A 20,664-nucleotide genomic window follows, 5' to 3' on the forward strand; every position below is an offset into this window, starting at 1 on the left:
CGCGATGCCTCCCATGCTGCCAACCGAATTCGCCGACCTCGAGCCCTTCGCACAGTGGTGCCTGCCCACCGAGCCGCAGCGCTACGCCAAGCGGCTGGCCAGCTCGATGCCCGAAATGAAGGCCTTCTACGACGCGATCACGCCGCGCGCCGAGGAAGCGCTGACCTACTGCGACAAGTTCCGGATCGACGACCTGCCCGAGGATGTCCTCAACCTGATGCACTTGCTGTACTCGATGATCATGGTGTCATTCCCGGTGGAGTGCTGGAAGCAGCCGCGGGTACCCGACTCGGGAGCCTCCACCCTGGACTGCGTGTCTGAGCCCGTTCCGTGAGCACCGTCCTGCGGGCCGCTCGCTGGGCTGACGTCGACGCCGGCCAGGTCCGCTCACCGGCAGTCGTGGTGATCGACGGGAACCGCATCACTGCCATCAATCCCGAAGGGCCACTGCCGGATTCGGCCACCGTCGTCGACCTCGGGGACGTCACGCTGCTGCCGGGCCTGATGGACATGGAACTCAACCTGCTCATCGGCGGCCCCGGTGGACCCGAGGGCTTGCCCGCGCCGATGCACGGCGTTCAAGACGACCCCGCGTATCGGACCCTGCGGGGCGCCGTGAACGCGCGCACCACGCTGGATGCCGGGTTCACCACCGTGCGCAATCTCGGGCTGATGGTCAAGACCGGCGGCTATCTGCTCGACGTCGCGCTGCAGCGGGCCATCGACCAGGGCTGGCACGCCGGCCCGCGCATCTATCCGGCCGGTCACGCCGTGACACCCTACGGCGGGCATCTGGATCCCACGGTGTTCCAGCGACTGGCGCCGGGAATCATGCCGTTGTCGGTCGCCGAGGGTATTGCCAACGGCGTACCCGACGTAATCGCGTGTGTTCGCTACCAGATTCGCCACGGCGCCAAGCTGATCAAGGTGTCGGCATCGGGCGGGGTGATGTCGCACAGCACCGCCCCGGGCGCCCAGCAGTATTCCGACGCGGAATTCGCCGCCATCGCCGACGAGGCGCACCGCGCCGGGGTGCGAGTGGCCGCGCACGCCGTCGGCGACTCCGCGATCCGCGCGTGTATCCGTGCCGGGATCGATTGCATCGAACATGGATTCCTGGCCACCGACGACACAATTCAGATGATGGTCGATCATGGCACCTTCCTGGTCTCCACCACGTATCTGACCGAGGCGATGGCGATCGACCGGATCGCGCCCGAACTGCGCAAAAAGGCGGAGGAAGTGTTCCCGCGCGCAAAAGCCATGCTGCCCAAGGCGATTGCCGCCGGCGTGCGTATCGCATGCGGCTCCGACGCGCCGGCGATCCCGCACGGCCAGAACGCCAAAGAAATCGGGGCCCTGGTGACGCGCGGCATGACCCCCATGCAAGCAATCCGGGCCGCCACGGTGGTGGCCGCCGAACTCATCGAGGCCGATCACGAGTTGGGACGCCTGGCGCCCGGCTACCTTGCCGACATCATCGCCGTTCCGGGAGATCCCTCTGGCGACATCGCCACCACGCTGGAGGTTTCATTTGTGATGAAGGATGGCCAGATTTACAAGACGGCCGCGGCTTGACCACCCAAGGAGACAGGCATGGAACTCACGGAGAACATCCTGTGGCTGCTCAAGCAGGCATTCTACTTCTCGCTGACCACCGTTAACGACGCGATCAGTCCGCACGGGGTGAGCACGGCGCAGATCGGCGTGCTGCGCCAGCTCTCCAACGAACCCGGCCTGTCCGGTGCCGAACTGGCCCGGCGCCTGCTGATCAGTCCGCAAGGCGTGCAGCTGGCTCTCACGGCACTCGAACGGCGCGGCCTGGTGGAACGAAAGCAGGACCCCCGGCACAAGCGCATCCTGCGGGCTTTCCTGACCGATCAGGGGCGAGACGTCGTGGCCAAGGTCCTCAGTGACGCCATCGCCGCTCACGAGAAGGTGTTCGGCGTCCTCAGCGCCGACGAGCAGGAGACCCTGCGCGAATTGTTGGGTCGGGTGGTCGAAAAGGGCACCGGCCACGAGCTCACCCAGCGCGATATATCTAGTACTTGAGATGAATCGCAAGTAGTTGATACTCTGCGTTCATGCAGGACTTCCGCGCGACGCCGTATGCCGGACCTGCCGCCGACGGTGCTGTCACCGAAAAGGTGACCATCGAACTCGATCGGAGCACCACCACGGTGGCCTACTCGGCGGGGGACACCTTGCTGCAGACCGCGCGCATGGCGGGCCTGTCGCCGCCGTCGTCCTGCGAAGTCGGCTCCTGTGGAACATGTATGGCCCGGCTGACCGAGGGATACGCGCGGATGCTCAACAATGATGCGCTCGAAGACGACGAGGTGGCCGACGGCTGGGTGCTGACCTGTCAGGCCCTGCCGACCAGCCCGACGGTACGGGTGGTTTACGAATGAACAGGGTTGCCGTGGTGACCGGCGGAGCCTCGGGCATGGGCGAGGCAACCTGCCACGAGTTGGGCCGCCGGGGGCTGAATGTCGGCGTACTGGATGTCAACGAGCAAGCAGCGCAACGTGTTACCGAAGATCTGCGCGCGGCCGGGACCACGGCCATCGGCGTCGGTGTCGACGTCACCGACCGGGCTGGCGTCGAGCAGGCGTTCGCCAAAGTTCGCGGCGAGTTGGGGCCGGTTTCGGTGCTGGTGACCAGTGCGGGGATGTTCGGGTTCTCCCCGTTCGCCGAGATCACCGCGGAGTCGTGGTCGAAGATCATCGACGTCAACCTGACCGGCACCTTTCACTGCTGCCAGGTCGCGCTGCCCGACATGGTCGCCGCGAAATGGGGCAGGATCGTGATGATTTCGTCGTCCAGCGCCCAGCGCGGGTCACCCTTTGCCGCGCACTACGCGGCGTCCAAGGGCGCGGTCATCACCCTCACCAAGTCGCTGGCCCGCGAGTACGCCGCACATGGGATCACCGTGAACAACATTCCGCCCTCGGGCATCGAAACCCCGATGCAGCACCAGGCGCAGGCAGCGGGATACCTCAAGTCCAACGAAGAAATCGCGAGCAATATCCCGTTGGGACACTTGGGCACCGGAGCCGACATCGCCGCGGCGGTCGGGTTCCTGGCCTCTGAAGAGGCCGGCTTCATCACCGGCCAGGTGCTGGGTGTCAACGGCGGAGCGGTGATGTGACTGTGACACAAGGAGGTTCAGATGGCGCGAGTGGGTAGGCCCCCGGAGGGTTCCTGGACCCAGCACTATCCCGAGCTCGGCACCGGCGACATCTCCTTCGCCGACTCCACCTCCAAAGAGTTCTTCGAGGACGAACGCGAAGCGGTGTTCAAACGGGCATGGCTCAACGTTGCCCGAGTCGAAGAGCTGCCCCGCATCGGTAGTTACGTCACCAAGGAAATCGAGGTCGCGCGGGTCTCGGTCATCCTGGTCAAGGGGCGCGACGAACACATTCGCGCCTTCTACAACGTCTGTCGTCACCGCGGAAACAAGCTGGTATGGAACGACTTTCCCCAGGAGGCGACCCGCGGGACGTGCCGTCAATTCACCTGCAAGTACCACGGCTGGCGCTACGATCTCGACGGCGCGCTGAAATTCGTGCAGCAGGAATCGGAATTCTTCGACCTCGACGTCGCCGACTACGGCCTGAGTCCGGTGCACTGTGACATCTGGAACGGCTTCATTTTCATCAACCTTGACGCCGAGCCTCGGCAGAGCTTGCGCGATTTCCTGGGCCCGATGATCACCGGCCTGGACGGCTACCCCTTCGACAAACTGACCGAGCGCTACGAGTGGGTTGCACACAACAACAGCAACTGGAAGATCTTCGCCGACGCGTTCCAGGAGTACTATCACGTGCCGTCGCTGCACCCCCAACAGGTGCCCCCGGAGGTGCGTGACCCCAAAGCCGGATTCACTTGCGGCCATTTCCAACTCGACGGGCCGCACCGGTTGGTGTCGACTGCGGGGCGGCGCCGTTGGCTACTGCCGCAGGAGTTCATGTATCCGATCGAGCGGGTCACCAAGAGTGGGCTCGTCGGGCCCTGGCGCACTCCGGACATCGGTGAACTGCCGGCCGGGCTCAATCCCGGTGGCGTCGAGCCCTGGGGAATCAGCAACTTCCAGATCTTCCCCAACACCGAGGTGTTGATCTATGGCGGCTGGTATCTGGTGTACCGATACTGGCCCACCTCTCACAACACGCACCGGTTCGAGGCCTACACGTACTTCCACCCCGCGCGTAGCGTGCGCGAGCGCATCGAACATGAAGTCGCCGCAGTGGTTCTCAAGGAATTCGCGCTGCAAGACGCGGGCATGCTCGGCGGCACCCAGGCCGCGCTGGAGTACGGCATCGTCGACGGGTTTCCGCTCAACGACCAGGAGATCCTGGTGCGCCACCTGCACAAGGTCGTCGTCGACTGGGTCGAGGCCTACCGGCGCGAAAGCACCCCGACACCGGCGGGGGTATGACTATGCCAGATGCCTTGCTGCCCACCGCGTTCGCCGAGCTGGAGAGCTACGCCCGGGTTTGGTGCCTGGCAGGAGAAACCGAACGCTGGAACGCGCGGATGACCAGCACCATGGCCGAAATGCACAAGTTCTACGACGCATTCTTCCCGCGGCTGGAAGAGGCCATCGACTACTGCGACAAGTTCACGCTCGACGACCTGCCCGACGATGCGCTCAATCTGCTGTACATGATCTATTCGCTGATCATGGTCGCCATGGCCGTGGAGGTCATGCACCAGCCCGCCCCGACCGACTCCGCCGACGCGGTGATGATCCGTACCGACGAACCCGTGCCTTAGTGATCCACCAGGCCAACAGGAAGGCCAGACCATGAGTCTGCTCACCATCACCAAGCTCAGCGACTTCGTCGGCGCCGAAGTCGCCGGCCTGGATCCCGCGCACCTGGCCGCCGACGATCCGGTCGGTGAAACCATCCTGGATGCGTTGGAGGACAACGGTGTTCTGGTCTTTCGCGGGCTGCATCTCGACCCCGAGTCCCAGGTCGCGTTCTGCCACCGTCTCGGCGCCATCGATTACTCCTCGGACGGTCATCACCCGGTCGCCGGAATCTACCCGGTGACCTTGGACAAGTCGAAGAACTCGTCGGCGGCCTATCTGAAGGCGACGTTCGACTGGCATATCGACGGCTGCACGCCCACCGGCGACGACTACCCGCAAAAGGCCACCGTCCTGTCCGCCAAGCAGGTGGCCGAGCGGGGCGGCGAAACCGAATTCGCCTCCTCCTACGCGGCCTACGATGCGCTGACCGACGACGAAAGAGACCGGTACGGCGCGTTGCGCGTGGTGCACTCGCTGGAAGCCTCACAGCGGCGGATCACCCCGAACCCCACTCCGAAGCAGTTGGCGCAGTGGCGGTCCCGCCGCACTCACGAACACCCCCTGGTATGGACGCACCGCAATGGCCGGAAGTCGTTGGTGCTGGGTGCCTCTGCTGACTACGTGGTTGGCATGGACCTCGATGAGGGCCGCGCCCTCTTGGCGGAGCTGTTGGACCGCGCCACCGTGCCCGCCTTGGTGTATAGCCACAGCTGGTCGATCGGCGACACCGTCATCTGGGACAACCGCGGTGTGTTGCACCGGGCCGCGCCCTACGATCCCGGCTCGCAACGCGAAATGCTGCGCACGACCGTGCTGGGTGATGAGCCGATCCAGTAGATGACCGACAGACACCCGGTGCGGCTGACCCCGCTGCCGGCCGACGAATGGGACGACCGCACCCGCGGCGCGCTGTCCTCACTGATACCGGCCGGGCGTGCCAACCCCACGGGCGCCGGCAATGTCTTGTCGACCCTGGTCCGTCATCCCGAGCTGACGCGGGCGTATCTGCCGTTCAACGCCTACCTGCTCAACGGCTCCACGCTGTCGCCGCGGGTGCGCGAGGTGGCGCTGCTGCGCGCTGTGCACCGGCGAAACTGCGACTACCTGTGGTCTCATCACCTCCCGATCGCCCACCGGGCGGGGTTGAGCGCCGACGAAATCGACGCCGTTCGTGACGGGCAACTCGCCGACGACGCCGACCAATCGGTGCTCGCCGCGGTGGACGACCTGATCGACGACGGCACCATCTCCACGCCGACCTGGGCCGAGCTGGGCCGCCACTTCACTGACGACCAACGCATGGACCTGGTGTTCACCATCGGGGGTTACTGCCTATTGGCCATGGCGGTCAATGCCTTTGGCATTGGAGATGAGGAACTGTGACGCAAGGCCCGGTAGTTGCTTATGTCCAGTAGGGACTCTTGACTGCTTCCAGGGCCTCGGTGACATAGCGATCCAGTGGCCGTCGGTCGGACGACCGCCGCACCCACTGTTGAAAAGCGAAATCTGCCGCGCCGAAAGCGAGTTGGATCAGCAACCCGGGACGCATATCGGTATCGGGGTTGGTGCCCATGCGTTCGGCGATCAGCTTCATTGCCCGCTCCTTGTCGACAGGAGTGTGGATCGTCGCCTTATCCAGCAGGCCCGGCGCCACCAGCAGGGCGGCGCGCCACTCCTCGCAGTCGGCGCGATCGAATGACCGGGTGCGCGTGACGATGGCGTTGATGAGTGCGACATCCGGGGACTCGCTGGCGGGCCGCTTTTCCAGGAGGTTGACGATCGCGGCACCACCGTGGCGCACGGGCGCCAGCAGCAGCTCCTCCTTGGTTGGCACATACCGGAAGAAGGTGCGCGGCGAAACGCCTGCGGCAGTAGCGATCTCCTCTGTCGTGACTGCGTCGTACCCGCGCTCGACAAACAGCCGGAACGCCGCCCGCCGGATATCGGCGCGGATCTGTGCGCGCTGTCGATCCCGTAGCGAGCCGCCAGTCACCGGAAGCAACCGATCCCGCCGTCGACGTGAATGGTCTGCCCGGTGATGAACGTGGCGTCACTGCCGAGCAGGAACGCCACCAGCGCTCCGACGTCGGTATGGACGTCGCCGATGCGCTTCATCGGAACCCGCCCCACCGCCTTCTCGTACTCCTTGGGGGCGAACGATTTCCAGAATTTGACGCCGTCGGACTCGGCGAACGGGCAGATGACATTGACGCGGATGTTGTCGCGTCCCCACTCCAGCGCTGCGACCTTGGACAGGCCACGGATGCCTTCCTTGGCGGTGGCATAGCCGCCCCACTTGGGTTCACCACCGGTTCCCGTCCCCGAGCCGAGGTTGACGATCGACCCGCCGCCGGCCTTGACCATCAGCGGGTGCACGGCCTGCATGAGCAGGAAGGTTGCTCGGGGGCCGACGTCGTGGCCGAGCGCGAAGTCCTCAAGGGTGATGTCGACGAATGCCTTGGGCTCGTTGGTGGCGATGGCATTGTTGACCAGCCCGTGCACCGCGCCGAAGGCATCGACGGCGGCCGCGGCGATCCGTGGCGCGCTGTCGGTGTCGCGCAGATCGGCGACCAGGCTTTCGACCGGCCCTAATCCTTTGAGCTCGGTAGTTGTCGCTTCCAGGACGTCGGCCTGTATGTCGACCAGCAATACCGAAGCGCCGCGTTCGAGCAATGCCGTCGCGGTGCCCTTACCGACGCCCTGGGCGGCACCGGTGACGATCGCGACGTGCCCGCGCATCGAATCGGGGTGGCTGTAACTCATGTGACGGGTCCCATCCGCAGCTGCGCGCCCCGGTGCATTTCGTAGGTGCTACGTGCCCCGCCGGGCAGTTCGATGAACTCCACTGGCGTTCCGTCCGGGTCCTTCACGAAAAACATTCGGACTCCGCCTATTTCGAACGGTTCTTGGTCGGGCGTGTATCCGGCCTCGGTTATGCGGCGGTGGATGTCGCCGAGATCGGTCACCGAGAACGACACATTGTGGATGCCGGTGATGCGCCTGCGTGCCGGCTTCTGCTCCGGCGGATTTGCGCCGATCGACAGCAGCTCGATCATCAACCCACCCAACAAGCCGCCGACCACTCGGCCTTCCTGCTTCCGGGTCGCGTGCAGTACCGCGTCGAAAGGCTCACCGGAGATGAGGGATTCGAAGACGACTTCCATGCCGAGCAGGTCCCGGTAGAAGGTCAGCGCTCGGTCCATGTCGGTAACGCCCACGACAAGGTGGCAGAAGGACACATCGGGTAGGACGCTTACGCCGGTCACGATGGCTTCGCGAGAGCGAGAGCGAGAGCGGGAGCCGGGCGCCCGGCGAACATCGGCAGATCCAGGTAGGTCTTGATGCCCGGCTCGGCAGCGCAGACATCGGGAATGGCATTGATGCAATGGTTGGCGGTGGCCACGACGCCCGGATTCTTCACCAGCCCTTCCGCGATCGTCTCCGGTTGCAGACCCTTGAAGGTGAGGCTGACATTTGGGTCACCCGTAATCTCCACCTCGAAGCGCTCGCCGCGGCCTTCGAAATTCCAAGCCGGGTCGAGGTTTTCCTCGCCCATCAGCCAGTTGACCGCAGCCGTGATGACCGGCTCGCCGTCGACGAGGGCCTGCCAGCGGAACCGGCGCGCCGCGACGGTGCCGACGGTGATCGGGAATGGCGCGTAGTCGATCTCGGCGGTCGCCACCGCGACGTCCTGGATGGTCCGGATGTTCGGTTCGATACGAAATCCCATGTGGTCGGCAATCATTCGCACCGACTGCTTGAAGCCCGCCTCGAGCAGGCTTGCCATCGGCCCTCCCATGGCTTCCTCCGGGGTGCCGCCGAATCCCATGATGTGGCGCACCACGTCCGGCGCGTTGTAGGTGCGGATGTCGGAGAACTCCTCGGCACGGACGTGGGTGACCGCCGACGACAGCGAGGAAATCATGAGCGGGAACCGCTCGGTGATGCCCCCGGGGTGGATGCCCGAACCGTGCAGGGTCACACCGCTTTGCACCGCAGCGTCAGCGACGGCCTGATGACGTGCATTGCCCGGATCGGGGTAAACCCAGCCGACCGGGGTGACCACGTTCTTGCCGGACCGCAGGATCGCGATGACCTCGTCGTCGTTGGGCACCAGCGGGCTGTACATGACGCAGTCGGCGTCCAGCGCGAGTATCTCGTCGCTGCTCGAAGTAGCCGTGACGCCCAGGTCTGTAGCCCCGATGATCCGGCCGACATCGACACCATTCTTCTGGTCGCTGTGCACCCAACAGCCCACCAGCTCTAGCTGCGGGTGGTTGATTACACATTCGATGGCGGCCTTGCCGACGCCGCCGGTCGCCCATTGAATTACGCGAAGCTTGGACGAACTGCTCATCGCTGTCCTTTCGATTGCACGCCTTTACCCGCCGACGACCGAAATGGCACAGTATGACCCGCTGGCAGTGACTGTCAACAATCGCTTCGGGTAGGAAGGCCGGTTACCCCCGAGTCGTTGCGGCCGCTTGGATGCCGGTGAGCAGCATGTCGAGGGCACGGTCGAAGTCGTCGCCCATGGTCGAACGCTGGCTGGTCTCCGCCAGCGCGGCCAGGTGCGGGTGCTCGGTGCCGGCGAGGTCGCCAATCCGCTTGGCGATCACCGCACTGGACTGTTCGCGGTCGGCTGCCGAAAACGGGCCGGCCAATTCGACTTGGGCAGCGCCCATTACGAGACTGAGCACTCCGCGAAATGCGGCGAGCGCATCGATGTCGCTCAGTCCCGCGCGTCGCAGCGCTTCGACGAGGCGTTCGGCGGGAACGTAGCCGGCTGCCGATACGGTGCGGCGCGTCAACACCAGTGGCGCGGCATTGGGGTGCTGACGCACTCCCCGCCAGATGGCGGTGGCGATGGCTTTCACGTCGGCACGCCAATCGTCAGACCGGCGGGGCAGCCGGACGCTTGCGAGCACCGCTTCGGCAACGAGGCCTTCCAGCTCCTCGCGGTCTTTGACGTAGTTGTAGAGCGTCATCGGTCCAGTACCCAATGCGGCCGCGAGCGATCGCATGCTCAGGCCCGCGAGCCCGTCCTGGTCGACGATGTGGATCGCCTGCGCCCGCACCTCGGCGAGGGTGAATCGTGCCCGCATGTAAAGCCCGGCCTCCTCGTTCGGGTGAACCCTTGACACGTACACCGTACGTAAGTTAAAACGTACGGTGTACGTATTTATGGAAGGATCTCACATGGCCGGTGCCTACGACACCATCAGGGTGTCCTTCATGTCACGCGGTACCCGTTGCGCAGCCTGGCTCACCCTTCCCGACGGCCCCGGACCGCATCCGGGGCTGGTGTTGGCTCATGGCCTGGGCGCCACACATGGCATGTTGCTGTCCCAATACGAGCAGCACTTCGCCAAATCCGGCGTCGCGACTCTCGCGTTTGACTACCGCTACACGGGCGAGTCCGACGGTGAACCGCGTCAGCAATTCAACATGCGCGCGCACCGGCAGGACGTTGGGGCGGCGTCCGACTATCTGCGCCAACACGGCAGTATCGACGCTGCCCGGCTGGGCTTGTGGGGGACCAGCCTGGGCGCGCTGCACGTGCTGCAGGCGGCGGCGCACGGCATCGACGTCGCGGCGGTGGTGGTGCAATGTCCGATCGTGCACGGGCCGGGAACGCTACGGCGAAGCGGCATTCTGCATTCCGTGCGGCTCACGCCGGCGATCATCGCCGATGCCATCAGCCGGTTGCGCAGAGCCGGCCGAACGTATATCCCCATCGTGGGCAAGCCCGGCGGCCTGGCCGCGGTCACGGTCGCGGGGGCGTTGGACGGCTGGTATTCCACCGTCGAACCCGGGTGCACGTTCGATAACCGGATGGCGGCGATGGACGTGCTCGGCATCGCAACGAGCAGCGCTAAACGCGGGGCAGCGAAAATCAAAGCGCCGCTGCTCGTTTGCGTATCGCGTCGGGGAACCTTGATGGACCCGCGCCACGCCGAGGATGTTGCCGCTGCGGCACCGCGCGGAGTCGCGCGGAACTACGACGGCGATCACTTCCAGATCTATCACCCGCCGCTGCTGAGTGCGCTACTCGCCGATCAGACCGCCTTTTTACAGGAGCACTTGGGTGTCCGAGTCGGCTGACGCGTTGCGGGACAACGACACAAGGCTCGCCGAGTCAGCTCGGGATATCAGCGCGGCGCAGTGGGCAGAACCGAGCCTCTGCACCGAGTGGACCAATCACCAGGTGCTCGCCCATCTCGTCATCGGCTACGGTGTCGCGCTGTCCTCGGTTGCCGTGAGCATGCTGCGGCATCGCGGCTCGTTCGACGCCGCGAACACCAAACTGGCCCAGGACCTGGCGGCGCAGCGCAGCCCAGAACAGTTGCTCGGCGACTTCATGGCGCTGGCGCGCCGACCCAGAGGAATCGGCCGCCTTTTCCCGAGGCGGCTGCTGTTGGGCGACCACGTCATCCATGAACTCGACATCACGTACGCGTTGGGTAAAGAATCGGCGGTGCCCGTATCGACGGTCGCCGCAGTGCTGAACACCCAGGTTCAGGTGCCTAACCCGTTCGTCCCGGCGGCCGCGCGAGCCCGGGGCCTCAATCTGCTCGCCGGCGACGCCGACTGGTCTCATCGCGCCGATGGACCCACAGTCAGCGGACAGGCGGCCCACCTCGCATCCGTCCTCGCGGGAAGACCCTGGGCACTGCAGCACCTGCGCGGTGACGGCGTCGCGGTACTTTCGTCTCGGATGTGATGGCTCAACGGCACCAGGGCAGGAGATTCACATGAGCGGTTTGGGACCTACTTCCGAGCAGTTCGCGGCCCTGGCCGCGCGACCGGCCGATACACCGGTGGTGATGGTCAACCTGTTGACGTTCAAGCCCGAGGGTGGCCTTGAGCGCTATGCCCGATACGGGCGCGAGGTCGCGCCGCACCTCGAACGCGTCGGCGCCACTGTGCGCTACGCGGGAGGAGCACCTGCGGTCGTCATCGGCGACGGCGAACGGCCCTGGTGGGACGCGATTCTCATCGTCGAATACCCGTCGCCCCAGGCCTTCATCGACATGGTGACGAATCAGGACTACCGCACGGTGCACGAGCATCGCGCCGCGGCTTTGGAGCGCGGGGACCTGATCGCGACCTCGACGTGGTCCATCTCAGACGACTGACTGCCGGGAGTCCAATGGACTCTTGACCCTGGGACCTATGGCCACTAGAAGGCTGCGGTCGATGCGGTTAGCGTCGTGCCAGGACAAGCGAGAGCCAGGAGGTGGGTCTGATGGTCGCCCACGATGTTGCAGAGTCGCCAGCTCATGCGTGAATTCCACGTTCCCGCAACCTTCGCCGTCGGAGAGCGCGACAGCATCGTCAGCAGTGTGTACTCCCATGAGCGGGACGACCCCGATCATGTGATCTTTCAGCGTCTCGTCAACGGCGTCTGGACGAATGTCACCTGCGCCCAGGCCGCCCAGCAGATCCGGGAAGCCGCGCTCGGTCTGATCGCCGAGGGCGTGAACGCCGGCGACCGCGTGGCAATCTTGGCCGGCACCTGCTACGAGTGGGTCATTCTCGACTACGCGATCCTCTCAGTGGGAGCGGTCACGGTCCCCATCTACGACACCTCGTCGGCCGAGCAGGTCCGCTGGGTGCTGGAAGATTCGGGCGCTGTCCTGGTGATCACCCAAACCGACGCTCATGGCCAGTTGGTCAAGGAGCTGAGCACCGAGCTGCCCGCAATGCGTAAGGTTCTCCACCTCGAGACAAGCGGGCCGTCTGCTCTCGAGGAACTGTCCGCAGCCGGGAGATCGGTTGACACCGGCCAACTCGACGAGCGGCTGGCGGGGCTGCGAGCCGCCGATCCCGCGACGCTGATTTACACCTCGGGCACGACGGGCCGGCCGAAGGGCTGCCAGCTGACCCATTCCAACCTCCTCTACGAGACACGCGGCGCCGCGGCGTACTTCCCGACGCTGCTGCGCACGGGAGAACGGATGCTGGTGTTCCTGCCGCTGGCCCATGTGCTGGCCCGCGCGTTGTCGATGTCGGCGTTCGCAACGAAGGTCACCACCGGCTACACGGGTGACCTCAAGAACCTGGTTCCGACATTGGCTGCGTTCAAGCCGACTGTCGTGGTGTCGGTGCCCCGGGTCTTCGAAAAGGTATACAACACAGCCGAGTTGAAAGCGCATGACAGCGGTCGGCGCTCGATTTTCGATGCCGCCGTTCGCACCGCGATCGAGTGGAGCATGGCACTGGACACCGGCGGCCCGGGACGGCTGCTGCGGGCCAGGCACGCGCTGTTCGATCGGCTGGTGTACCGCAAGTTGCGCGCTGTGCTCGGCGGTGACTGCCATGCCGCGGCCTCCGGTGGAGCCCCGTTGGGCAAGCGGTTGTGCCACTTCTACCGCGGCGCCGGCCTGACGATCTACGAGGGTTATGGCCTCACCGAGACCAGCGCCGCGATCACCCTGAACCAGATCGGCGAAGAGCGGCTCGGCACGGTCGGAAAGTTGTTGCCCGGCAACAGCATGGCGATCGCCAACGACGGCGAGGTGCTGGTCCGCGGTGGCGTCGTGTTCAGCGGGTATTGGCACAACGAGAAGGCCACCGAAGAAGCGATCGTCAACGGGTGGTTCCATACGGGCGATCTGGGGTCGACGGACGACGACGGTTATCTCTCGATCGTCGGCCGCAAGAAGGAAATCATCGTCACCGCGGCCGGCAAGAACGTCGCCCCGGCCGTGCTCGAAGATCAGTTGCGGGCTCACCCGCTGATCAGCCAGGCGATGGTGGTCGGGGACAACAGGCCTTTCGTGGCCGCGCTGATCGCGATCGACCCGGAGGGTTTCGACGTGTGGAAGCAGCACCACGGCAAGGAAGCGACCGCCTCCGTCGGGGAGCTCAGCGACGACCCCGATCTGGTCAGCGAGATCGACCTGGCAGTCAAACAGGCCAATCAGACGGTGTCGCATGCGGAATCGATCCGTAAATTCCGTATCTTGCCCGTCGACTTCACGGTGCTCACCGGCGAGCTGACTCCGACCCTGAAGGTGAAACGAAACGTGGTGAGCGCACGGTTCGCCAACGAGGTCGACGCGATTTACGCGAAGCGGTGACCCGACGTCGCCGTTAGAGCTTGTAACCGATGGCACGCAACAAGGCGTGGCGCTCCGCGACGTCCCGGTCGGTCTCCACTCCTAGCGGGGTCTGTCCGTCGATGACTCCTGCGATGCCGCGACCACGCGGGGTCACCGCGACGATGACTTCGACCGGATTGGCTGTGGCACAGTAAATTCCGCAGACTTCGGGCACTGCCTTCACCGGGTTGAGCACGTTGACGGGAAAACCCTCGCGAAGGAATATCACGAAACTGTGTCCAGCCGCGATGGCCAGGGCGGTGTTGGTCGCCAGTTCGACCAACTCGTCGTCGTTGCCGGTGCGGCGAACCAGGCGGGGCCCGGATGCCTCACAAAAAGCCAGCCCGAACCGTAGCGATGGACTCACCCCGACGAGGGCTTCGTGCAGGTCTTCGACGGTCTTGATGAAGTGAGCTTGACCGATCACCACGTTGACGTCTTCGGGCTTGTCAACGCTCACCACATCAAAGGACACCGACGTCGTCGTCACAAGCCCATGCTCCCACGGCGGCTGTGGTTTGGCGATCGACCGGCCCGCTAGCAGCGATGTTCCAAGAGTGCCTTCGCTTCGCACCTCGAGCGCGGTCTAATTGGGGGATGGAACTGATGAGCCCCACCGACTCGGTATTTCTGCTGGGTGAATCCCGTGAGCACCCCATGCACGTCGGTGGGCTGTCGTTGTACGAACCCCCGGGAGGCGCCGGCCCGGACTTCGTGCGCGAGTTCTACGACAGCTTGGTTGCCCAGCAGGATTTCCAGCCGACCTTTCTCAAGCGGCCGGCGACGTTCTTGGGTGGGATTGCCAATCTCGGGTGGTCCTATGACAAGGACCTCGACATCGACTATCACGTCCGGCGCTCCGCGCTGCCCTCTCCGGGACGGGTCCGCGATCTGCTCGAGCTGACCTCGCTGCTGCACAGCAGCCTGCTCGATCGCCACCGCCCGCTGTGGGAGGCCTATGTGATCGAGGGACTCAAGGACGGCCGCTTCGCGATTTACACCAAGATGCACCACTCGCTCATCGACGGCGTCTCGGCACTGAAGCTGATGCAACGCGCGTTGTCCGCCGACCCCGATGACACCGAGATTCGGGCACCCTGGAGCCTGCGCAAACCCAAACGCAAGCCCGTGCCAACGTCGTCGCGGCTGAGTTCGCTGATGCATACGGCGGGATCCCTTGCGGCACTTGCACCGTCGACGGTGTCACTGGCCCGTGCGGCGCTGTTCGAACAGCAACTCACGCTGCCGTTCGGCGCCCCGCGCACCATGCTCAACGTCAAGATCGGCGGCGCCCGCCGCTGCGCCGCGCAGTCATGGTCGGTGGACCGCATCAAGAACGTCAAGAATGCGGCGGGGGTGACGCTCAACGACGTCGTCCTGGCGATGTGTTCGGGTGCCTTGCGCTACTACCTGCTAGAGCAGGACGCCCTGCCGGACACACCGTTGTTGGCGATGGTGCCGGTGAGCCTGCGCCGGGAGGACGAGGCCGACGCCGGCGGCAACCTGGTCGGAGCCATCCTGTGCAACCTGGCCACCGACATCGAGGATCCCGCCAAACGGCTGGAGACCGTCAGCGAGTCGATGTACAAAAACAAGACCGTTTTCTCTCAGCTGCCTCGAATCCAGGCGCTGGCGCTTTCCGCGCTGAACATGAGCGCGCTGGCGATGACGGCGGTTCCCGGATGGGTGACGTCGACATCACCGCCGTTCAACGTCATCATCTCGAACGTTCCGGGACCTCGTGAACAGCTGTACTACGGCGGTGCCCGGCTGGACGGCAGCTATCCGCTGTCTGCGATTCTCGACGGCCAAGCGCTGAACATCACCCTGGTAAGCAACGCCGACAAGCTCGATTTCGGTCTGGTCGGGTGCCGGCGCAGCGTTCCGCACTTGCAGCGCCTGCTCGCGCATTTGGAGGAGTCGCTGAAAGATCTGGAACGCGCCGTCGGGGTCTGAGCCCGGTGCCCAAACTCAGTGCGGGTGTGTTGTTGTACCGGATCTGCGACGGCGCCGTCGAAGCCTTGATCGCGCATCCGGGTGGCCCGTTCTGGTCCCGCAAGGACGATGGGGCGTGGTCGATTCCGAAAGGTGAGTACACCGACGGTGAAGATCCCTGGGCCGCGGCTCAGCGCGAGTTTTCCGAGGAGCTGGGGTTGCCGGTTCCCGACGGGCCGCGCATCGACCTCGGCGCGCTGAAACAACCCAGCGGAAAGGTGGTCAGGGCCTTCGCCGTGCTGGGCGACCTCGATGTCACCGACGCGCGCAGCAACACCTTCGAGCTGGAGTGGCCGAAGGGCTCGGGCACCATGCGGGAGTTCCCCGAAGTCGATCGGGTCGGGTGGTTCCCGGTGGCGCAGGCACGCAGCAAATTACTCAAGGGGCAGCGGGCCTACCTCGATTTGTTGATGGCGCATCCGGAGTTGGCGGGCTTCACCGAAGAGACTTGACCAGCGGGGGTATGTTCCAGACATGGAGACGCTGCGAACACCCGACGAGCGGTTCGATGACTTACCAGACTTCCCTTATGCCCCAAGGTATTCCGAGATCTCCGACAATGACGGCGGCACGCTCCGGATCGCGTGGGTGGAAGACGGGGCGGAGACCGCCGATCCCGTTCTGATGCTGCACGGCGAGCCGTCCTGGTCCTACCTGTACCGCAAGATGATCCCGATCCTGGTCGCTGCCGGGCACCGAGTCGTGTGCCCCGATTTGGTCGGCTTCGGTCGTTCGGACAAGCCGACCCGCCGCGAAGACCACCGCTACGCGCGCCACGTCGAATGGATACGGACGTTGGCCTTCGACGTGCTCGATCTGCGTAATGTGACCCTGGTCGGTCAGGACTGGGGTGGACTGATCGGATTGCGTTTGGCTGCAGAGCATCCCGAGCGGTTTGCCCGGCTGGTCGTCGCGAATACCGGGCTGCCCAATGGAGACCAGCCGATGGCCGACGTCTGGTGGCAATTCCGCGAGGCCATCACAACGGTGCCGAAGCTGAACGTCGGCTCGTTCGTCCAGTCGGGCTGTCGCCAGCAGATGAGCGACGAGGTGCGTGCGGGGTATGACGCGCCGTTCCCCGATGACGACTACTGCGCGGCGCCGCGCGCCATGCCTGGCCTGGTGCCGACCTCGCCGGACGACCCCGCCTCCTCTGCCAACAAGGCCGCCTGGGCGGCGCTGTCGCAGAGCCCGACGCCGATGCTGGTCGCGTTCAGCGACAGCGACCCCATCACCGGGCCGATGGCCGAGATCTTTGCGCGGGAAATGCGCGGCGCGCGGGGCATCGACCACCCACTGATTCGCGGCGCCGGGCACTTCTTACAGGAGGACGCCGGCGAAGAGCTGGCCAACCACATCGTGGAGTTTCTGCGCCGCTAAGTGCGCCGCCGGCTACGGACCACGAGAACGATCACCGTCGCCGCGATCACCGCGAGCACGAATCCGGCAAACAGGATCAGCTCGATGGGGATGACGACGTCGTGGTCGATGTAGATCACCTGCCGGTAGGCGTCATCGTTGGCGGCGTTACCGAACGTGAAATCCGAGGAGATCCGTTCCGGCTGGGCGATGTTCACCTGAAGCTTGGTCAGATAGCCACCGTGATTTGCCGTCAGTTCGCGCAACAGCGGGTTCTGTACAGCGGCAGAGATGTTGCCCGCGAACTGAACTTGGACGGCCTGGGCCGAGGCATCGGCGTCGGTGCGCTGCTGTCGATGATCGGACAGCGTGAAGATCGTGACTTGCTGTGGGCCCGCGGCGGCGGCCGAAAGTCGCATGGGATAGACCAATTGCGTCGACGGGAAGGTCATCCGCACCGGGTTGAGCCCGCCCACGATGGGGTCCGAACTGGTCAGCCTGATCGCGACGAACGACCAGCCCTCACGTACATAGGGGCCCAACGCTTCCGACACCGCGGGACGGATGGCATAACCATTGTCGTCCAACCATTTTTGCAATCCACTCAGGTCACCACCGGCCAACGTGGTGGCCTCCAGCGGCCCGAGGTGGACCTGGTTGACCACCGTGGGCCCGCTGGGGGCCCGCGGCCTCGAGGGGAGCGTGGGCGGCTGAACCCGGCTGCCCCAGCACCCAGTGCCGGCGCTGTTGGACGCGAGGTGCGGTGAGGGTGTCCAACTCGGTGAATGTCGCCTTGTCGCCCTCCGTCACGGTCGCCGGTGTGGGGGTGGGCACCACCAGAGCGACACTGCTCGTATCGGCATTCAGGGCGAGCTGCATGACGATGGTTTCGCTGGACCCGTCCCAATGTGCCAGGGCCACTTCACGGTTCATGGTGGCCTGGCCGCCGACGGGAGGGACCACCGCACCGCACGCGCAGGCATAGCCCGGAGTCGCGATGGCCACATCGGTCAGGGTAGCCAGGATAACGGCCGCCAGACCCAAGCCACACGTACGGGCCATCTTCATTGCGCACATGCTAGTTGCTGACGTGCGTGCGGTCACCCACTTCGAACCGTGCATCAAGGTGCGGCATGCACAATGTGAGCATGACGACTGCGCCGATTCAGCAGGTCCCCGAACCCGCCGACCAAGCCGAATCGCAAAAGTTGCTGTTTGGATTCCTCGACCCGGCCAATCGGGCCGACCCGTATCCGCTGTGCGCACAGTTTCGTGACCGCGGGCCGATCCTGTTGCCCGACGCGCACCTCGCCGTCTTCTCGACTTACCGCGACTGCGACGACGCCCTGCGGCACCCGTCGTCGAGCAGCGATCGGATGAAGTCGACGCGCGCTCGAGAGCAGGTTGAAGCGCAGATCCGGGAACTCACCGCAGCCGGTGCGCCACCGCCCGCGCAAGTGCCGCCCGGGTTTCTGTTCCTCGACCCTCCTGATCACACGCGGCTGCGCAGGCTGGTCAGCAAGGCGTTCGCGCCGAAAGTGGTCAATGCGCTGCGGCCCGACATCGGTGTTCTGGTGGCCGGAATGCTCGATGGGATCGCCGAGCAGGGGTGCTTCGATGTCGTCGAAGATTTCGCCTATCCGCTGCCGGTGGCGGTCATCTGCCGGCTACTCGGTGTGCCCCTCGACGACGAGCCGCAATTCAGCCAGGCGTCGGGACTACTCGCGCAATCGCTGGATCCGTTCGTCACATTCACCGGTTCGGCCTCCGATGGTCTGCAGGAGCGCCTCGATGCCGGATCGTGGTTGCGGGAGTACCTGCACGGCTTGATCGATCGGCGGCGCTCGCAGCCCGGCGACGACTTGATGTCGGGTCTGGTCGCGGTGGAGGAGTCCGGTGATCAGCTGACCGAGGAGGAGATCGTCTCGACCTGCCTGCTGTTGCTGGTCGCCGGTCACGAGACCACGGTCAACCTGATCGGCAACGCCATCCTGGCGATGCTGCGGCAGCCGTCGCACTGGGCTGCGCTCGGCGCCGACGCCAACCGCGTCTCGGGGGTGGTCGAGGAGACCCTGCGGTATGACCCGCCGGTGCAAATGGTTGGCCGAATTGCCCTCGACGACATGACGATTGGGGACGTCGAGGTGCCCGAGGGCGACGTGATGATGCTGCTGCTGGCCGCGGCGCATCGGGATCCCGCCGAATTCGATCGGGCCGACACCTTCAACCCGGATCGAGGAGCATTGCGGCACTTGGGGTTTGGGCGAGGGATTCACTACTGCCTGGGGGCGCCGCTGGCGCGAATGGAAGCCAGCATTGCCCTGTCGGAGGTAGCGGCGCGTTTTCCGCGGGCGCGGCTGGATAGCGAGCCGCAGTACAAGGCGAACGTCACACTGCGGGGGCTGGCGGAGCTGACGGTTGCGGTGTGATCTCGGGTGGCGAGTCGGACAGCGCTGCGCTTTTAGTGACCCGGGCCCAGCTTGGGGGCGAACTGCGGGCAGTAGTAGGTGACGGAGGCGGCGATGAAGAAGGCGGACTGATTGCGGTCTAGACCGGAGTGCTGATTGAGGTATTGGTACGCGCCCTCTTGATAGTCGAGCATGTCACATATCTCCCGGGCATCTTCGATCACCGAGGCATCCGGTGCGTTGACCCCGATCCCATTCGCACGCACCTGTCTGAGGAAGTCATCCGTTGGAGTTGCATGGGCAATAGGAATCGCTCCTCCCGACAGGAGCCCGACAGCCGCCAAGATTCCCAGGGGCTTCCGCACGGCCGCCGCAGCGTTCATTCGTTGACTTCCTTTCGGCCTATCTATCAAGGATCTGCTTCCGCCGCCGGTCAATACGGAGGGAGACCATAGGCGGCTTCAGTGCACGTGGACCAAACAAGCGGTAAAGAATTATGACCTACCACGATGGCATTTGCCTGCCTACCAATGAGGCAAGGCTCGGTCGTGGGTTATCGGCGTTTCGGATCTAGCCGCTTTTTATCCAAGGCCTGCCACGATGTCGCTCAGGCTGAACGTGACCCGCTGATCGGGGCCTATCCGGGTGTGAACTGCGGGCAGAAGTATTTGACCGAGACGGTGACGAACATGGCGGATTGCTTGTCGTTTAGACCGGAGTGCTGGTCAAGGTATTGGTAGGCCGACTCCTGGTAGTCGAGCATGTCGCACACTTCTTGAGCGTCCTGAACCAAGGCGGCATCCGATTTGTGGCGTCCGACCCCATTCGCACGCACCTGTCTAAGGAAGTCAGCCGTCGCAGTTGCATGTGCGACCGGCGTCGCGCCTCCCAATGAAAGCGCGATGGCCGCCAAGATGCCTATGGCAATTGGCCTCATGGCTGCCGCAGCGTTCATCTGTTCACTTCTTGTCGTTAA

24 protein-coding genes and 2 pseudogenes are annotated in these 20,664 nt (G+C 64.8%); 17 read left to right on the forward strand and 9 right to left on the reverse strand.

Features of this window, described 5'->3' with window-relative positions:
* Positions 1-4: 4 nt before the first annotated feature.
* The 9 genes and pseudogenes from ACZY0B_RS00125 to ACZY0B_RS00165 all read left to right on the forward strand — a co-directional run bounded on the left by ACZY0B_RS00125 (position 5) and on the right by ACZY0B_RS00165 (position 6,202).
* Entirely contained in the window at positions 5-334 is a 330-nt protein-coding gene (locus ACZY0B_RS00125; protein ID WP_463762355.1) for a hypothetical protein, read from the forward strand.
* On the forward strand, positions 331-1,578 hold the full coding sequence (locus tag ACZY0B_RS00130) for a metal-dependent hydrolase family protein (protein WP_463761909.1): 1,248 nt from the start codon (positions 331-333) through the stop codon (positions 1,576-1,578). The genes ACZY0B_RS00125 and ACZY0B_RS00130 overlap by 4 nt, the downstream gene beginning before the upstream one ends.
* Positions 1,579-1,596: 18 nt before the next feature.
* A complete protein-coding gene (locus ACZY0B_RS00135; protein ID WP_463761910.1) occupies positions 1,597-2,052 on the forward strand; it encodes a MarR family winged helix-turn-helix transcriptional regulator in 456 nt (151 codons plus the stop codon).
* Positions 2,053-2,144: 92 nt separating this feature from the next.
* Positions 2,145-2,411: pseudogene (locus ACZY0B_RS00140) on the forward strand (2Fe-2S iron-sulfur cluster-binding protein); the annotation flags it as partial.
* The gene (locus ACZY0B_RS00145; protein ID WP_463761911.1) at positions 2,408-3,151 is read left to right on the forward strand and encodes an SDR family NAD(P)-dependent oxidoreductase; all 744 of its coding nucleotides are present in this window, start codon (positions 2,408-2,410) and stop codon (positions 3,149-3,151) included. The pseudogene ACZY0B_RS00140 and the gene ACZY0B_RS00145, both read left to right, overlap by 4 nt.
* A gap of 21 nt (positions 3,152-3,172) precedes the next feature.
* Entirely contained in the window at positions 3,173-4,441 is a 1,269-nt protein-coding gene (locus ACZY0B_RS00150) for an aromatic ring-hydroxylating oxygenase subunit alpha (protein ID WP_463761912.1), read from the forward strand.
* Complete coding sequence (locus ACZY0B_RS00155) at positions 4,438-4,779, forward strand: hypothetical protein (RefSeq protein WP_463761913.1); 342 nt, start codon at positions 4,438-4,440, stop codon at positions 4,777-4,779. Before ACZY0B_RS00150 ends, ACZY0B_RS00155 begins: the two co-directional genes overlap by 4 nt.
* 31 nt (positions 4,780-4,810) lie before the next feature.
* Positions 4,811-5,656, forward strand: coding sequence for a TauD/TfdA dioxygenase family protein (locus ACZY0B_RS00160; RefSeq protein WP_463761914.1), 846 nt, complete (start codon positions 4,811-4,813; stop codon positions 5,654-5,656).
* Positions 5,657-6,202 carry a carboxymuconolactone decarboxylase family protein gene (locus ACZY0B_RS00165; RefSeq protein WP_463761915.1) on the forward strand — a complete coding sequence of 182 codons (546 nt, stop codon included), beginning with the start codon at positions 5,657-5,659 and terminating at the stop codon, positions 6,200-6,202. It begins immediately after the preceding gene.
* A 19-nt stretch (positions 6,203-6,221) separates the two neighbouring features.
* Here ACZY0B_RS00165 and ACZY0B_RS00170 read toward each other — a convergent pair whose 3' ends face one another.
* The 5 genes from ACZY0B_RS00170 to ACZY0B_RS00190 form a co-directional block, all read right to left on the reverse strand.
* Entirely contained in the window at positions 6,222-6,812 is a 591-nt protein-coding gene (locus tag ACZY0B_RS00170) for a TetR family transcriptional regulator (RefSeq protein ID WP_463761916.1), read from the reverse strand.
* Positions 6,809-7,582 (reverse strand): SDR family NAD(P)-dependent oxidoreductase, encoded by a 774-nt coding sequence (locus ACZY0B_RS00175; protein ID WP_463761917.1) that lies wholly within the window; start codon positions 7,580-7,582, stop codon positions 6,809-6,811. Before ACZY0B_RS00175 ends, ACZY0B_RS00170 begins: the two co-directional genes overlap by 4 nt.
* A complete protein-coding gene (locus tag ACZY0B_RS00180) occupies positions 7,579-8,085 on the reverse strand; it encodes a VOC family protein (RefSeq protein WP_463761918.1) in 507 nt (168 codons plus the stop codon). The genes ACZY0B_RS00175 and ACZY0B_RS00180 overlap by 4 nt, the downstream gene beginning before the upstream one ends.
* Positions 8,082-9,176 carry an NAD(P)H-dependent amine dehydrogenase family protein gene (locus tag ACZY0B_RS00185; protein ID WP_463761919.1) on the reverse strand — a complete coding sequence of 365 codons (1,095 nt, stop codon included), beginning with the start codon at positions 9,174-9,176 and terminating at the stop codon, positions 8,082-8,084. Before ACZY0B_RS00185 ends, ACZY0B_RS00180 begins: the two co-directional genes overlap by 4 nt.
* Positions 9,177-9,279: 103 nt before the next feature.
* Positions 9,280-9,924 (reverse strand): TetR/AcrR family transcriptional regulator C-terminal domain-containing protein, encoded by a 645-nt coding sequence (locus ACZY0B_RS00190; protein WP_463762356.1) that lies wholly within the window; start codon positions 9,922-9,924, stop codon positions 9,280-9,282.
* 94 nt (positions 9,925-10,018) lie between these two features.
* Between ACZY0B_RS00190 and ACZY0B_RS00195 the strand changes: the two genes are divergently transcribed.
* The 4 genes from ACZY0B_RS00195 to ACZY0B_RS00210 all read left to right on the forward strand — a co-directional run bounded on the left by ACZY0B_RS00195 (position 10,019) and on the right by ACZY0B_RS00210 (position 13,905).
* Positions 10,019-10,924: an alpha/beta hydrolase gene (locus tag ACZY0B_RS00195; RefSeq protein ID WP_463761920.1), complete on the forward strand. Its 906-nt coding sequence runs from the start codon at positions 10,019-10,021 to the stop codon at positions 10,922-10,924.
* On the forward strand, positions 10,908-11,543 hold the full coding sequence (locus ACZY0B_RS00200) for a maleylpyruvate isomerase family mycothiol-dependent enzyme (RefSeq protein WP_463761921.1): 636 nt from the start codon (positions 10,908-10,910) through the stop codon (positions 11,541-11,543). Before ACZY0B_RS00195 ends, ACZY0B_RS00200 begins: the two co-directional genes overlap by 17 nt.
* A 31-nt stretch (positions 11,544-11,574) precedes the next feature.
* Positions 11,575-11,958, forward strand: a complete 384-nt coding sequence (locus ACZY0B_RS00205) for a DUF1330 domain-containing protein (RefSeq protein ID WP_463761922.1) — start codon at positions 11,575-11,577, stop codon at positions 11,956-11,958.
* Between the two features lie 144 nt (positions 11,959-12,102).
* Positions 12,103-13,905 (forward strand): AMP-dependent synthetase/ligase, encoded by a 1,803-nt coding sequence (locus tag ACZY0B_RS00210; protein ID WP_463761923.1) that lies wholly within the window; start codon positions 12,103-12,105, stop codon positions 13,903-13,905.
* Between the two features lie 13 nt (positions 13,906-13,918).
* Here the strand turns inward: ACZY0B_RS00210 and ACZY0B_RS00215 are convergent, their stop codons facing one another.
* Positions 13,919-14,416, reverse strand: a complete 498-nt coding sequence (locus ACZY0B_RS00215; protein ID WP_463761924.1) for an adenosine-specific kinase — start codon at positions 14,414-14,416, stop codon at positions 13,919-13,921.
* A 107-nt stretch (positions 14,417-14,523) separates the two neighbouring features.
* On the opposite strand from ACZY0B_RS00215, the gene ACZY0B_RS00220 reads away from it, so the two are divergent.
* Genes ACZY0B_RS00220 through ACZY0B_RS00230 form a run of 3 tightly spaced genes read left to right on the forward strand, consistent with a single transcriptional unit; the run spans position 14,524 to position 17,301 of the window.
* Positions 14,524-15,882, forward strand: a complete 1,359-nt coding sequence (locus ACZY0B_RS00220) for a WS/DGAT/MGAT family O-acyltransferase (RefSeq protein WP_463761925.1) — start codon at positions 14,524-14,526, stop codon at positions 15,880-15,882.
* A 5-nt stretch (positions 15,883-15,887) separates the two neighbouring features.
* A complete protein-coding gene (locus ACZY0B_RS00225) occupies positions 15,888-16,373 on the forward strand; it encodes an NUDIX hydrolase (RefSeq protein WP_463761926.1) in 486 nt (161 codons plus the stop codon).
* Positions 16,374-16,395: 22 nt separating this feature from the next.
* The gene (locus ACZY0B_RS00230) at positions 16,396-17,301 is read left to right on the forward strand and encodes a haloalkane dehalogenase (RefSeq protein WP_463761927.1); all 906 of its coding nucleotides are present in this window, start codon (positions 16,396-16,398) and stop codon (positions 17,299-17,301) included.
* On the opposite strand, the pseudogene ACZY0B_RS00235 reads toward ACZY0B_RS00230, so the two are convergent.
* Positions 17,298-18,348, reverse strand: a pseudogene (locus tag ACZY0B_RS00235) (DUF2330 domain-containing protein). The gene ACZY0B_RS00230 and the pseudogene ACZY0B_RS00235 sit on opposite strands and share 4 nt — an antisense overlap.
* An 80-nt stretch (positions 18,349-18,428) precedes the next feature.
* Here ACZY0B_RS00235 and ACZY0B_RS00240 point away from each other — a divergent pair.
* On the forward strand, positions 18,429-19,709 hold the full coding sequence (locus ACZY0B_RS00240) for a cytochrome P450 (protein ID WP_463761928.1): 1,281 nt from the start codon (positions 18,429-18,431) through the stop codon (positions 19,707-19,709).
* A gap of 32 nt (positions 19,710-19,741) precedes the next feature.
* Here ACZY0B_RS00240 and ACZY0B_RS00245 read toward each other — a convergent pair whose 3' ends face one another.
* Together ACZY0B_RS00245 and ACZY0B_RS00250 are read right to left on the reverse strand one after the other, a co-directional pair.
* Positions 19,742-20,071, reverse strand: coding sequence for a DUF732 domain-containing protein (locus tag ACZY0B_RS00245; RefSeq protein WP_463761929.1), 330 nt, complete (start codon positions 20,069-20,071; stop codon positions 19,742-19,744).
* Between the two features lie 254 nt (positions 20,072-20,325).
* Positions 20,326-20,643 carry a DUF732 domain-containing protein gene (locus ACZY0B_RS00250; RefSeq protein ID WP_463761930.1) on the reverse strand — a complete coding sequence of 106 codons (318 nt, stop codon included), beginning with the start codon at positions 20,641-20,643 and terminating at the stop codon, positions 20,326-20,328.
* Positions 20,644-20,664 lie beyond the last annotated feature (21 nt).

The sequence above is a fragment of the Mycobacterium sp. IDUB_19 genome (genome assembly GCF_055419445.1).

Excerpts from the sequence above, each read along its gene's own strand:
- ACZY0B_RS00125 (WP_463762355.1), top strand. The coding sequence starts at position 5 with ATGCCTCCCATGCTGCCAACCGAATTCGCCGACCTCGAGCCCTTCGCA.
- ACZY0B_RS00135 (WP_463761910.1), top strand. The coding sequence starts at position 1,597 with ATGGAACTCACGGAGAACATCCTGTGGCTGCTCAAGCAGGCATTCTAC.
- ACZY0B_RS00145 (WP_463761911.1), top strand. The coding sequence starts at position 2,408 with ATGAACAGGGTTGCCGTGGTGACCGGCGGAGCCTCGGGCATGGGCGAG.
- ACZY0B_RS00150 (WP_463761912.1), top strand. The coding sequence starts at position 3,173 with ATGGCGCGAGTGGGTAGGCCCCCGGAGGGTTCCTGGACCCAGCACTAT.
- ACZY0B_RS00155 (WP_463761913.1), top strand. The coding sequence starts at position 4,438 with ATGACTATGCCAGATGCCTTGCTGCCCACCGCGTTCGCCGAGCTGGAG.
- ACZY0B_RS00160 (WP_463761914.1), top strand. The coding sequence starts at position 4,811 with ATGAGTCTGCTCACCATCACCAAGCTCAGCGACTTCGTCGGCGCCGAA.
- ACZY0B_RS00165 (WP_463761915.1), top strand. The coding sequence starts at position 5,657 with ATGACCGACAGACACCCGGTGCGGCTGACCCCGCTGCCGGCCGACGAA.
- ACZY0B_RS00175 (WP_463761917.1), bottom strand. The coding sequence starts at position 7,582 with ATGAGTTACAGCCACCCCGATTCGATGCGCGGGCACGTCGCGATCGTC.
- ACZY0B_RS00185 (WP_463761919.1), bottom strand. The coding sequence starts at position 9,176 with ATGAGCAGTTCGTCCAAGCTTCGCGTAATTCAATGGGCGACCGGCGGC.
- ACZY0B_RS00190 (WP_463762356.1), bottom strand. The coding sequence starts at position 9,924 with ATGCGGGCACGATTCACCCTCGCCGAGGTGCGGGCGCAGGCGATCCAC.
- ACZY0B_RS00195 (WP_463761920.1), top strand. The coding sequence starts at position 10,019 with ATGGCCGGTGCCTACGACACCATCAGGGTGTCCTTCATGTCACGCGGT.
- ACZY0B_RS00205 (WP_463761922.1), top strand. The coding sequence starts at position 11,575 with ATGAGCGGTTTGGGACCTACTTCCGAGCAGTTCGCGGCCCTGGCCGCG.
- ACZY0B_RS00210 (WP_463761923.1), top strand. The coding sequence starts at position 12,103 with ATGCGTGAATTCCACGTTCCCGCAACCTTCGCCGTCGGAGAGCGCGAC.
- ACZY0B_RS00220 (WP_463761925.1), top strand. The coding sequence starts at position 14,524 with ATGGAACTGATGAGCCCCACCGACTCGGTATTTCTGCTGGGTGAATCC.
- ACZY0B_RS00230 (WP_463761927.1), top strand. The coding sequence starts at position 16,396 with ATGGAGACGCTGCGAACACCCGACGAGCGGTTCGATGACTTACCAGAC.
- ACZY0B_RS00240 (WP_463761928.1), top strand. The coding sequence starts at position 18,429 with ATGACGACTGCGCCGATTCAGCAGGTCCCCGAACCCGCCGACCAAGCC.
- ACZY0B_RS00245 (WP_463761929.1), bottom strand. The coding sequence starts at position 20,071 with ATGAACGCTGCGGCGGCCGTGCGGAAGCCCCTGGGAATCTTGGCGGCT.
- ACZY0B_RS00250 (WP_463761930.1), bottom strand. The coding sequence starts at position 20,643 with ATGAACGCTGCGGCAGCCATGAGGCCAATTGCCATAGGCATCTTGGCG.